Origin of the sequence: Aliarcobacter lanthieri, assembly GCF_013201625.1 — a bacterium.
GTDB classification, from domain to species: Bacteria; Campylobacterota; Campylobacteria; order Campylobacterales; family Arcobacteraceae; genus Aliarcobacter; species Aliarcobacter lanthieri.
The window spans coordinates 1,902,981-1,916,372 of the sequence record NZ_CP053839.1 but is presented as its reverse complement, the minus strand read 5'-3'; the positions used below and the strand labels follow the sequence as shown (position 1 = coordinate 1,916,372).

Below are 13,392 nucleotides of genomic sequence, written 5' to 3'. Positions count from 1 at the left end.
AATAATATACTCTTTAAACTTTGATAAAGGTTAATAGTAAGAATGGTTATTAGGATGTTGAAATTATAGATTAAAAACTTAATTGGTATAATAGCACAATTTTTAAAAAGGTAAAATATGATTTTAATGATAGATAACTATGATAGTTTTACATATAATATTGTTCAATATTGTTTAGAATTGGGAGCAAATTTAAAAGTAATTAGAAATGATGAGTTGAGTTTAGAAGAAATAATAGCTTTAAATCCTAGTAAAATCATAATTTCTCCAGGTCCTGCAACTCCAGATGATGCAGGAGTTTGCCTTGAAGTTATAAAATATTATTCTGATAAAAAACCAATTTTTGGGATTTGTTTAGGTCATCAAGCAATAGCACAAGTATTTGGAGCAAAAGTTGTAAGAGCAAAAAATATGATGCATGGTAAAACTTCATTAATCAAAGTTACACATGATACAAAGATTTTTAGTACTTTGCCAAAAGAGTTTATTCAAACAAGATACCATTCTTTAATTGTTGAAAAAAATAATTTACCAAATACTATTATTGTAACTTCAAAAAGTGACGATGATGATGAGATTATGTCTTTAGAAATTAAAGATAAGCAAATTTTTGGAGTTCAATTTCATCCAGAATCAATTATGAGTGAATATGGGCATAAAATAATTGATAATTTTTTAAAGATATAATATGTTTCTTAAAAGTAAATATACATTATACTTCTATATATTATTATTTTTTATTGTATGTTTACTTCTTATTCAAACACAATTTTATTTGAGTATTTCATATAAAGAGGCTTTAAATTTATATGAGAATAATTCAATTTTATCAATTATTACAAAAGCTTCTATATATTTTTTTGGACAAAGTGATTTAGCTTTAAGATTACCTTTTATAAGTATGTATATTCTAAGTGTACTTTTAATGTATAAAATAACAGAAAATTATTTTAAATATGAATCTGATAGATTTATATCTATTTGTATTTTTATGCTTTTACCTGGAGTTTTAAGTGCTTCACTTTTAGTAAATACAGCAATTATCTGCACATTTTTAACACTTTTATATATATACTATTATAAAAAGCATAATAAACATTTATATTACTTATTACCTTTTGTATTATTTGTAGATAACTCTTTTGCAATATTTTTTTTAGCTCTTTTCTTTTTCTCATTTAAAACGAAAGATAGAAAACTTTTATATATTTCATCAATACTTTTTATTTTATCTTTATATATTTATGGAGTATCAACAGATGGTAAACCAAGAGGTTTTTTAATAGATACTTTTGGAATGTATGCTGCTATATTATCACCAGTTCTATTTATATATTTTTTATATTCACTTTATAGAGTTTTACTAAAAAAAGATATGGATTTGAGTTGGTATATAGCTTCTACCGCACTTGTATTATCAATTCTAGCATCTTTTAGACAAAAAATATATATAGAAGATTTTGCTCCTTATGTTGTAGTTGTTATCCCTTCTCTTATTAAAATATTTTTACATTCATATAGAGTTAGATTAAAAGAATTTAGAAAAGTATATAGTTTTATTGCAATTTCGACTATTTTATTGTTATTTATAAATGTATTATTTACATTTGTTAATAAGCCTATTTATTTACTTCTTCCAAAACCTGAAAGGCACTTTGTTTACCAGTATCATTTTATTAAAGAAATATCACAAGAATTAAAAAAACATGGAATATATGGAGTTCTTTGTGACGATAAAAATTTAGCTATAAGATTGAAATTTTATGAAATCTTAGAGTCAGATAATTATTTTTTATCTACAAAAGAGTTTTATAACTATGATGAAAAAATATCAATAGATTATTATGGGATAGAACTTTTTTCAGTTTATATTAAAAAGTTAATATGAAAAAATCATTTATCTTAATAGAATTTGTAACTGTAATAATTCTACTAGGAATAATCTATTCTATTTTTATACCTAAAAAAAATATAAGCAAATTAGATGAAGTAAGCAATAGAATTTTAATTTATTTAAATTTTACAAGATTTAAAGCTTTGAGTGATGATGTTTATTCAGAAGAACAATTATGGCATAAAAAACGATGGACTATTAAATTTTTTAGGTGTAGAGAAAGTGAAGGTGGAGGGATATATTTTTCTATCTATAGTGAGAATAATGACACAGGGCATCCTAATCAAAAAGAGACATTAAAAGATCCTCTTACAAATAAATATATTTATAGTTCAAATTATTGTAGATTAAATAATGAAAATAGTAAGTTTGTATTATTAAAAAACTATGATATAAAAGATGTAGATATAAGTTGTAATAATACAACGTCTCTAGGACAAATATCTTTTGGTGAAGATGGAAAAGTTTATTCAAAATTATCTAATTTAGTATCAGGAAGTTATGAATATGAAATAAAAAAGCCTTGTAAAATAAAGTTTATATCAAATTCAAATGAATTTAGAGAAATTAGTATACATCAAGATACTGGATTTATCGAGCTTTTATCTAAGAAATAGATAATTTCCAAAATTTAAGCTTAGATTAAGCGCAATACTCTTGACAAAGGAAAAAAAAGCTATTATAATTCCCGTCCAATTTGACCAGAAGGGTTAAAAGTTCTTTAAAGTTTAAGACGGTGATAGAGAAGTAATCTTTATAAACCGAATATATGATTGTTAAAAAAATAAAAAAAATGTACAAGTGGAGAGTTTGTATGTCAGAGATGATGTATAGATTAAGAACTTGTCTATAATTTGAGTGATAATTTTGTAACTAACGAATAAGAGAGTATGTTTAGAGATAGATATATAATTTTAAGAGTAATTATAGAATATGTCAGTTTCAAACACTATAAAGATATGTTTAGATTATATAGTAAGATATATGGACTAGATATAGATAATTTATGGAGAGTTTGATCCTGGCTCAGAGTGAACGCTGGCGGCGTGCTTAACACATGCAAGTCGAACGAGAACGGGCTATAGCTTGCTATAGTTGTCAGCTAAGTGGCGCACGGGTGAGTAATGTATAGGTAATATGCCTCTTACTAAGGGATAACAAATGGAAACGTTTGCTAATACCTTATATTCCTTATAAACAAAAGTTTATAAGGGAAAGATTTATTGGTAAGAGATTGGCCTGTATTGTATCAGTTAGTTGGTGGGGTAATGGCCTACCAAGACAATGACGCATAACTGGTTTGAGAGGATGATCAGTCACACTGGAACTGAGACACGGTCCAGACTCCTACGGGAGGCAGCAGTGGGGAATATTGCACAATGGACGAAAGTCTGATGCAGCAACGCCGCGTGGAGGATGACACATTTCGGTGCGTAAACTCCTTTTATATAAGAAGATGATGACGGTATTATATGAATAAGCACCGGCTAACTCCGTGCCAGCAGCCGCGGTAATACGGGGGGTGCAAGCGTTACTCGGAATCACTGGGCGTAAAGAGCATGTAGGCGGATTGATAAGTTTGAAGTGAAATCCTATAGCTTAACTATAGAACTGCTTTGAAAACTGTTAATCTAGAATGTGGGAGAGGTAGATGGAATTTCTGGTGTAGGGGTAAAATCCGTAGAGATCAGAAGGAATACCGATTGCGAAGGCGATCTACTGGAACATTATTGACGCTGAGATGCGAAAGCGTGGGGAGCAAACAGGATTAGATACCCTGGTAGTCCACGCCCTAAACGATGTACACTAGTTGTTGTGAGACTAGATCTTGCAGTAATGCAGTTAACACATTAAGTGTACCGCCTGGGGAGTACGGTCGCAAGATTAAAACTCAAAGGAATAGACGGGGACCCGCACAAGCGGTGGAGCATGTGGTTTAATTCGACGATACACGAAGAACCTTACCTGGACTTGACATAGTAAGAATGATTTAGAGATAGATTAGTGTCTGCTTGCAGAAACTTGCATACAGGTGCTGCACGGCTGTCGTCAGCTCGTGTCGTGAGATGTTGGGTTAAGTCCCGCAACGAGCGCAACCCTCGTCGTTAGTTGCTAACAGTTCGGCTGAGAACTCTAACGAGACTGCCTACGCAAGTAGGAGGAAGGTGAGGATGACGTCAAGTCATCATGGCCCTTACGTCCAGGGCTACACACGTGCTACAATGGGATATACAAAGAGCAGCAATACAGTGATGTGGAGCAAATCTTATAAAATATCTCCCAGTTCGGATTGTAGTCTGCAACTCGACTACATGAAGTTGGAATCGCTAGTAATCGTAGATCAGCTATGCTACGGTGAATACGTTCCCGGGTCTTGTACTCACCGCCCGTCACACCATGGGAGTTGAACTCATTCGAAGCGGGGATGCTAAAGTAGCTACCTTCCACAGTGGATTCAGCGACTGGGGTGAAGTCGTAACAAGGTAACCGTAGGAGAACCTGCGGTTGGATCACCTCCTTTCAGAGAAATGTATTAAGATTTGTTTCTTAATACATAGAAAAATGAAAAACAATTAACAATATATATTCGGTTTATAAAGATTATTTGAATAAATATATAGGTAAATGGGCCTATAGCTCAGCTGGCTAGAGCGCTCGACTGATAATCGTGAGGTCTCAGGTTCAAGTCCTGATAGGCCCACCATAATAAGATAATCTTTGTTGGGGAATTAGCTCAGCTGGGAGAGCGCCTGCTTTGCACGCAGGAGGTCAGCGGTTCGATCCCGCTATTCTCCACCATATATATTTAAAGAAATTCTAATATAAGTTTTATAGCAGATAAGATTTATATTAGGATTTATCCTAAAGAACACTAAAAAGATAACAATAGTTATTAAAATAGTACGATATTTAAAAATATAATGTTAAAGTCTTTAAAATTTTTTCGTAAGATTAAATAGTAATATTTAATTTTAAATAAAAAAAATTTCATATCAATAATTTGTGATAAATTAGAATAGATTTAATTTATTATATAACTATAGATAGAACACAACTAAATTATTAAATAGAATATATTTAATAAGATAGTAGCCAAAGAATATTATCAAAACAAATTGATAAATATAGCGATATATTTATCAGGCAATAATAAGCTATTAAGGGCTAATGGTGGATGCCTAGACTGTAAGAGGCGATGAAAGACGTATTAGGCTGCGATAAGCCACGGGGAGCTGCCAAAGAGCTTTGATCCGTGGATTTCTGAATGGGGCAACCCAGTATATAGAGATATATATTACCCTACGGGGAGCGAACCTAGTGAAGTGAAACATCTCAGTAGCTAGAGGAAGAGAAATCAAAAGAGATTCCGTAAGTAGCGGCGAGCGAACGCGGATTAGGACAAACCCAATGCTTGCATTGGGGGTTGTAGGACTATAACGTAAATTAAAGATGATAGATGAAATACTTGGAAAAGTGTAGCATAGAAGGTGAAACTCCTGTAATTTAAATCATCAATAATTTTAATAGTATCCTGAGTAGGTCGGAACACGTGATATTTTGACTGAATCTGGGGGGACCACCCTCCAATCCTAAATACTACTTACAGATCGATAGTGAACAAGTACCGTGAGGGAAAGGTGAAAAGTACTGCAGCGAGCAGAGTGAAATAGAACCTGAAACCATTAGCTTACAATCATTCAGAGCCCTATGATTTATCAGGGTGATGGACTGCCTTTTGCATAATGAGCCTGCGAGTTGTGGTTAGTGGCAAGGTTAAGTCAAGTACGAAGCCGTAGCGAAAGCGAGTCTTAATAGGGCGCCATAGTCACTAGCTGCAGACCCGAAACGAAGTGATCTATCCATGAGCAGGTTGAAGCTGGTGTAAGAGCCAGTGGAGGACCGAACCCGCTGACGTTGAAAAGTCTTGGGATGACTTGTGGATAGGGGTGAAAGGCCAATCAAACTTCGTGATAGCTGGTTCTCTCCGAAATATATTTAGGTATAGCCTTGTGTTGTAGCATATAGGGGTAGAGCACTGAATGGGCTAGGGCTGCTTACCGCGGTACCAAACCCTATCAAACTATGAATACTATATGTGGAATCACAGGAGTCAGGCGGTGGGTGATAAAATCAATCGTCGAGAGGGGAACAACCCAGACTAACAGCTAAGGTCCCTAAGTTACATCTAAGTGGAAAACGATGTGGAGTTACTGTGACAACCAGGAGGTTGGCTTAGAAGCAGCCATCCTTTAAAGAAAGCGTAACAGCTCACTGGTCTAGTGATTCTGCGCGGAAAATATAACGGGGCTAAGATGTACACCGAAGCTTTAGACTTGTACTATGTACAAGTGGTAGGAGAGCGTTCTATTCAGCGTAGAAGATGTACCGGTAAGGAGCGTTGGAGCGGATAGAAGTGAGCATGCAGGCATGAGTAGCGATAAAACAGGTGAGAATCCTGTTCGCCGAAAACCCAAGGTTTCCTACGCGATGCTCGTCATCGTAGGGTTAGTCGGGACCTAAGTCGAGTCCGAAAGGGGTAGACGATGGCAAATTGGTTAATATTCCAATACCAACATATAAGCGCGATGTGGGGACGCATAGAGTTAATCGAGGTCACGGATGGAAGTGTGGCTCGAAGGACGTAGGTTGTTAAGTAGGCAAATCCGCTTAACATTAGACCGAGATCTTACAGGCTCTTGACACTCTTCGGAGGAGATGGAGAATCGATGATACTGTCGTGCCAAGAAAAGCCACTAAGTATATTATATGTTGCCCGTACCGTAAACCGACACAGGTGGGTGGGATGAGTATTCTAAGGCGCGTGGAAGAACCCTCTTTAAGGAACTCTGCAAAATAGCACCGTATCTTCGGTATAAGGTGTGCCTACTTTGGTATATGAACTTGCTTCAAAAAGCCAAAGAGGTTGCAACAAAGAGTCCCTCCCGACTGTTTACCAAAAACACAGCACTTTGCTAACACGTAAGTGGATGTATAAGGTGTGACGCCTGCCCGGTGCTCGAAGGTTAACTGATGATGTCAGCGCAAGCGAAGCATTTGATTGAAGCCCGAGTAAACGGCGGCCGTAACTATAACGGTCCTAAGGTAGCGAAATTCCTTGTCAGTTAAATACTGACCTGCATGAATGGCGTAACGAGATGGGAGCTGTCTCAAAGAGGGATCCAGTGAAATTGTAGTGGAGGTGAAAATTCCTCCTACCCGCGGAAAGACGGAAAGACCCCGTGCACCTTTACTACAGCTTGACACTGTAGCTTGGATATTCATGTGCAGGATAGGTGGGAGGCTATGATGACTAGACGCCAGTAGAGTCGGAGCCATCCTTGAGATACCACCCTTGAATATTTGAGTTACTAACTGCGAAGAGTTATCCTCTTTCAGGACAATGTCTGGTGGGTAGTTTGACTGGGGCGGTCGCCTCCTAAATAGTAACGGAGGCTTACAAAGGTTAGTTCAAAGCGGATGGAAATCGCTTGTTGAGTATAATGGCATAAACTAGCTTGACTGTGAGACCTACAAGTCGAACAGAGACGAAAGTCGGTCATAGTGATCCGGTGGTTCTGCGTGGAAGGGCCATCGCTCAAAGGATAAAAGGTACGCCGGGGATAACAGGCTGATCTCCCCCAAGAGCTCACATCGACGGGGAGGTTTGGCACCTCGATGTCGGCTCATCGCATCCTGGGGCTGTAGTCGGTCCCAAGGGTATGGCTGTTCGCCATTTAAAGCGGTACGCGAGCTGGGTTCAGAACGTCGTGAGACAGTTCGGTCCCTATCTTCCGTGGGCGTAGGAAAGTTGAAGAGATTTGTCCCTAGTACGAGAGGACCGGGATGAACGTACCACTAGTGTACCAATTGTTCTGCCAAGAGCATCGTTGGGTAGCTACGTACGGATGTGATAAGAGCTGAAAGCATCTAAGCTCGAAGCCAACTCTAAGATGAACTTTCCCTGAAGTTCCCAGCAAGACTAGCTGGTTGATAGGCTGGATGTGTAAGCGTTGTAAGGCGTTTAGCTGACCAGTACTAATAGAACGTTTGGCTTATTTTTTATTTCTTTGGTTTACTATCTTATTAAGTATATCTTTACTTTATATTTGTGTAGGTTTTTTTTGAAAATTTACTTTTAAGACTTTAACATTATCTTTATTCCTTTAACTCTTTTGTTAAAGTTGAGTATTAAGAGATTATCTCTATGATTCTTTTAATACTCAACTTTGTTAGTGGTTACAGAGAAGTGGAAATACCCAGCCCCATTCCGAACCTGGTAGTCAAGCACTTCATCGCCGATAATACTGCTGGGTCCCCCGGTGGAAACGTAGGTCATCGCTAACTCTTTGAGTCTTTAATACCTTCCCTAAGCTACTTTATCTTGTGTTTTAGGGAAAGTATCCCCTTTTTATACAATTTATTCAATCACCCTTTGTCCTTATATATGCTTTTATATCATATCTATTTATACAAATTAATTATTCCTTTTCCTACTATTAATCTAACAACTAATTAGATGTCCTCGTAATAATATCTCTGCTTTTCTTATTCTTAAATCTATTTTTTATTTTATTATCTATCCTATTACTGTCTACAGATTTTATTTTATTATCTATATATTTTATATACATCTACTTTATCCCATTATATATTCTTTTATCATACATACTATTTATTTACATTGAGTTATTAATTAGTGATAAAATATCCTTAAGGATGAATTTCAAGGAAAAAGAAAGAAGATTTCTTAACTTTAGCTCCTAATCTAAATTGATGTTAAGAAATATGAAAATAAAACAAACCTTGAAATCCACCCTTAAAGGTACACAAAAGAGAGATTAACTCTCTTTTAATTGTTGTAATATTCTATTTGTATTTCTATTACTAAAATATATAGTTAATCCAAATAATATTATACATATTGTAAAGAACATTATTGTTACACTATCCCATTCATGAGATACATTTTGTGGAACTGTTACTTGTTTACTCTTTGTTTTTAACTCTTCACTATATCCTTCAAGTGGAGCAATACCCTCTTTTACTAAAGTATGTCCTTCACCTCCATCAAGTACAACTTGGTATGGCTCTTTTGGAATATCAATTGTAATTTCACTCTCTTTTGGCAATCTTTGTTGAAACAATACATCTCCTGAAACCAAAGATTCTATTCTCACCATTGCTCCTGCTGCATCATCTCCTGTATCAAACTCTCCAGCAACTGTTATTGTATTATCTTTATTATCTTCTACAAACAATAACAATTCATGCGCACACAAGCTTAATGTTAAAGTTAAAAGTACAAATATCTTTTTTATCATTTTATTTATCCTCAAATATTATAAAGTATTATTAAAGCTATTCCAAATATTAAAGTTGGAACAACACATCTTTGAAGTGCTACATATTTAGTTTTAGACAAGCTTATCCATAGTGCAACACTAGCCCAAGCAAAAGTATTAAATAACAATGGAACTATTATTGACTCCCCAGCAGAACCAGGAATAATAAATATTAAAAGAGTCATACCTAAATATGCAACAACAAGCCCACCAACAATAGAACAAATAGTTCTAAACAATCCTATTTTTTTACCACTATTTTCAGGAATTTTAAGGCTATTTATATATTCTCTCATTTTACACCTCTTGAAGTCCAAAATTCTTGAATTTTTTCTCTATTTACTGGAAGTTTATAAGCTACTACTAAAAGTATCAATCCAAATATAAACAATCCTATATCAACACTTAGTACTGTATAAACTTCTTCATTCCAAAGCCTAATTGGACTAAATCCACTATTTATAAAATGTATTATTGGACTAAGTATAAATAATATCCCTCCAAGATATAAAAACTCTTTAGCTGCTTTATAAGAATTAAGTCTATAAAAACTCCAAGTTAAAGTTGCTACCCAAGCAACTGCAAACAACCCTTTTTGAATCAATACTCTATTTTCCATATCAAAAGGTAATAACCATTGTAAAACAAACAACAATCCAGTTGCTGGAATAACTCCTATCATAACTGCAAGTGAGAGCTTTCCAAATCCTTGATATATTGGAATATTATCCCCAAATTTTCTTGATTTTTTCTCTAAATATAGTAATACTCCAAACCCTAATGCAAATGTAGAAAACAACATCAAAGTTGCTATAAAAAATCTTGTAAATGTATCTACTCCAAATAGAAAATGCATAAACAGCATAATATCTGTAAAAATTGCACTCCAATGTCTATCTAAAACATCTTGTTTATCTACTAACTTACCATCAACACCACTTAAAGTTACACTTGGCTTATTTAAAATACCATTTAAAAATGGCATATACGGATTATAACCTTCAAGTTTAAATATAGCACTACTATCACCATAATTTACAATTCTAATTCTTTGCCAATCAACTTTAGGCATTATCTCTTTTGCTTTTGAGATAAGTTCACTAACAGGAAGCATTTTTACACTATCATTTTTTAAATCAATTCTTTGAACTTTAGGAAAAAGATATGGTGCAGCCAATACTGTATGTGAAGTTGCTTCACCTTTTGAAGCTATATAGGACATAACTGCATCACCTTTAAATCCTAGATTAAACATAGCACCAGTTAAAGTGATAATTATAAATGGAGCAAAAGTCCAAATAAATATCTTTCTATGCCATTTTGAAAATTTACTTGTAGGAGATTTATCACTATTTTTATATTTTATTTTTAGTATCAAATAAACTCCTCCTATAACTAAAAACATAACGCCAACAGCCATTATCCCAAATACAATAACTCCAAAATCTTTAAAAGGTCTTCCATAATGCATTTGATTTAAAAAACTTGCTAGATTTGAAACTTCTTTATTATCTATGAATCTCTCTTTTGTGTTTGGATTCATAATAATTGTTTCTACAAAATCTGTTGATATTTTCAAAGATGGGTCTAACATATTTCCAGGTAAGGTTATAGTAATAGGATTTATTTTTGGATAGTTTGGATCTGCTAAGATGGGTTCTATTAAAGAGTTATAATCTATTTGTGTTATATTTGGCATTTTGTAATGTCGTGATGGTTTCTCCCAATTTTGTATAAATGGAAGTAAAATAGCAAATATTCCAAAAAATATTGCTACATACATAAGAAGTGAGAAACTAATACCCACTGATTGGTGTACTCGTTGCAACCTTTGTTTAAAGAGTTTTTCATCTTCATGTTTACATGATTGTTCTATATTCATATCTATTTTTATTCCTTTTTTCCTTTAAATAGAAATTAAATACTCAAAAAAGAGTATTTAATTTTTGTAAATTTATATTAAAATTTAAGTGTTGCAGATAACATAACTGTTCTTGGCGCACCTAAACCACTGGCTAGACCTCCAGCCCAATAATCTTTATCCATTACATTATGAATATCTGCTCTAAAAGTTGTAGGAAAAGAGCCAATTTTTGTTTTATATTTTGCTCCTATATCATATATAGTTCTTCCAGAAACCCAAAGTGAATTATCAGCATTTACATATTGTTTACTCATAGCTGAAGCATTTGCATTTACACTAAGATTATTTGTTATATCATACTCTAAGCCCAATTTTCCCTGATATTTTGGAGTAGCAGTTGCATATTTCCCTTCATTTACACCACCTTGTGTTTTAGTATTTTTAGCTTCTATATAAGAAACTCCACCCATAAATCTTAAATCTGTAAAGATATCTCCAAAGAAACTATATTCAATACCTCTATTTCTTTGTTCTCCATCTACACTATAGATATTTGTAACAAGGTCTGTAATACCACTAGGTTTTTCTATTTGGAAAATACTTAGAGTATTTGTAAAATGTTCAAAGTCCATTTTTATACCAGTTTCATACTGTTTAGTCTGATATGGAGCAAACATCTCTCCTGCATTTTGAACTGTTGCAGGGGCAGTAGGTCCTTGGCTTAATCCTTCTATATAGTTTGCATAAGCCATTATTGAATCTGTAAATTTATAAGAAACTGCAACAGCAGGAGTGAGTTTACTCTCATCATATTTTGAAGTTCTTTGTCCTGTTGTAGCATTGAAACTTTCTTGTACAACATTTTGCTCTCTTAATCCTAAGATAATATTTAACTTATCATCAAACATACTGATACTATCTGCAAAACCATAACTACTTAGTTCAACTTCAGCTGTTTTTGGAAGACTTGCATTGCTATAGCTTTTATCTAAATGCAAACCATTCCAATTTGGTTTATAGATATTTGTAATCCAAGGATTATTCCCTAACATATTTTGTTTAAATCCAAATTTATTGTTATGATGATAATATGTTGCATTTGTTGTTAGTTCATGTTTTATACCAAAAGTATCAAAACTAAATCGAATACCTATATCAGCTGAATCTTTATCTTGTTTATTTCTTTGATGAGCAAAATCATTTCTATAATCTCCTTGAGTATTAAATACTTGGTAAGTACTACTTGCTAGAGCATCAAAATCTGTTTTACTATGTCCATATTTTCCATATACAAAGATATTATCAGTAATATCATAATCTCCAGTTAGCATAAAGATATGATCTTCTGTTGTAGTAAAAGTATCTTTTGGAGCAAATAAAGTAGTATTTTTAGGAGGAGTTGGTATAGCTAATCCTGGAGCAACACCAATCCCTCTATTAAGTCCATCTATATGGTCATATGAGTATAAATACTCAACAGATACTTGCCCTCTATCGACTTTATAATCAAATGCTAAATGGGCTATTCTACTTTCAGCTTCTTGATTATCAACTGCTGTATCACCCTTTCTGTATGCACCATTAAATCTAACACCAAACTGATTTTTTTCGCCAAATCTTTGCCCTAAATCAAGATGAGTTCCCCAAAGTGAATCTGAATCATAAGTTGCTGTGATACTTCTTGTTGGAGTATCTTTAGCTTTTTTTGTGATAATACTTACAGCTCCACCTACACTTCCTCCTGGACTCATACCATTTAGTAAAGCACTAGGTCCTTTTAAAACATCAACTTTTTCTATAAATTCTGGACTCATTCTATAATATGGTGTCATTCCATATAATCCATTTACTAAAACATCTTGAGTATTATTAGAAAATCCTCTAATACTATAACCATCTCCTATCGCACCAATTCTACCAGGATTGTAAATTGATGGATCTGTTTTCGCAATAACATCAGATAAATATTTTGCTTGTTCATCTTCTATATATTCACTTGTGTAACTTACTGTGTTAAATGGAATATCCATAAAATCCTTGCTTCCAAGGATACCTAAACTATTTTGTCTTGAGATTTGTCCATTTTGAAGTGTTTGAGAACTTGCTTTTGTTTCATTTACTTTTATTTCTTCTAGTACTGTTGTTTCATTTGCACTTAGCAAATTTCCCATAGTAATCATTGTAGCAACAGAAAGTGCCATTTTTATTTTCATATTCTTTCCTTTATTTTAATTTTAAGAGTTACTCTTATTATGTTCAAGAAAGGATTTTAATAAAAAATAATGGCTAAA

At 33.7% G+C, this 13,392-nt stretch carries 7 protein-coding genes, 2 tRNA genes and 3 rRNA genes; 8 read left to right on the top strand and 4 right to left on the bottom strand.

Annotated features, from left to right (window positions below; genetic code table 11):
* The first annotated feature begins 117 nt into the window (after positions 1–117).
* The 8 genes from ALANTH_RS09685 to rrf all read left to right on the top strand — a co-directional run bounded on the left by ALANTH_RS09685 (position 118) and on the right by rrf (position 8,239).
* On the top strand, positions 118–687 hold the full coding sequence (locus ALANTH_RS09685) for an anthranilate synthase component II (RefSeq protein ID WP_026804085.1): 570 nt from the start codon (positions 118–120) through the stop codon (positions 685–687).
* A gap of 1 nt (position 688) precedes the next feature.
* Positions 689–1,888, top strand: coding sequence for a glycosyltransferase family protein (locus tag ALANTH_RS09680; RefSeq protein ID WP_026808320.1), 1,200 nt, complete (start codon positions 689–691; stop codon positions 1,886–1,888).
* Positions 1,885–2,511, top strand: a complete 627-nt coding sequence (locus ALANTH_RS09675) for a hypothetical protein (RefSeq protein ID WP_026808321.1) — start codon at positions 1,885–1,887, stop codon at positions 2,509–2,511. The genes ALANTH_RS09680 and ALANTH_RS09675 overlap by 4 nt, the downstream gene beginning before the upstream one ends.
* A gap of 386 nt (positions 2,512–2,897) precedes the next feature.
* Positions 2,898–4,415: ribosomal RNA gene (locus ALANTH_RS09670) — 16S ribosomal RNA — on the top strand.
* 106 nt (positions 4,416–4,521) lie between these two features.
* Positions 4,522–4,598 (top strand) — tRNA-Ile (locus tag ALANTH_RS09665).
* A gap of 19 nt (positions 4,599–4,617) precedes the next feature.
* Positions 4,618–4,693, top strand: a tRNA-Ala gene (locus ALANTH_RS09660).
* A gap of 349 nt (positions 4,694–5,042) precedes the next feature.
* Positions 5,043–7,955 (top strand): 23S ribosomal RNA (locus tag ALANTH_RS09655).
* Positions 7,956–8,123: 168 nt separating this feature from the next.
* Positions 8,124–8,239, top strand: a 5S ribosomal RNA gene (rrf, locus tag ALANTH_RS09650).
* Together the 16S, 23S and 5S rRNA genes with 2 tRNA genes alongside form the textbook arrangement of a ribosomal RNA operon.
* 494 nt (positions 8,240–8,733) lie before the next feature.
* Here the strand turns inward: rrf and ALANTH_RS09645 are convergent.
* The 4 genes from ALANTH_RS09645 to ALANTH_RS09630 form a co-directional block, all read right to left on the bottom strand.
* Positions 8,734–9,216: a hypothetical protein gene (locus ALANTH_RS09645; RefSeq protein ID WP_029888375.1), complete on the bottom strand. Its 483-nt coding sequence runs from the start codon at positions 9,214–9,216 to the stop codon at positions 8,734–8,736.
* Positions 9,217–9,227: 11 nt separating this feature from the next.
* Positions 9,228–9,533 (bottom strand): hypothetical protein, encoded by a 306-nt coding sequence (locus ALANTH_RS09640; RefSeq protein WP_026808094.1) that lies wholly within the window; start codon positions 9,531–9,533, stop codon positions 9,228–9,230.
* Positions 9,530–11,119: a PepSY-associated TM helix domain-containing protein gene (locus ALANTH_RS09635; protein ID WP_029888404.1), complete on the bottom strand. Its 1,590-nt coding sequence runs from the start codon at positions 11,117–11,119 to the stop codon at positions 9,530–9,532. The genes ALANTH_RS09640 and ALANTH_RS09635 overlap by 4 nt, the downstream gene beginning before the upstream one ends.
* A 77-nt stretch (positions 11,120–11,196) precedes the next feature.
* Complete coding sequence (locus ALANTH_RS09630; RefSeq protein ID WP_026808247.1) at positions 11,197–13,314, bottom strand: TonB-dependent receptor; 2,118 nt, start codon at positions 13,312–13,314, stop codon at positions 11,197–11,199.
* Positions 13,315–13,392 lie beyond the last annotated feature (78 nt).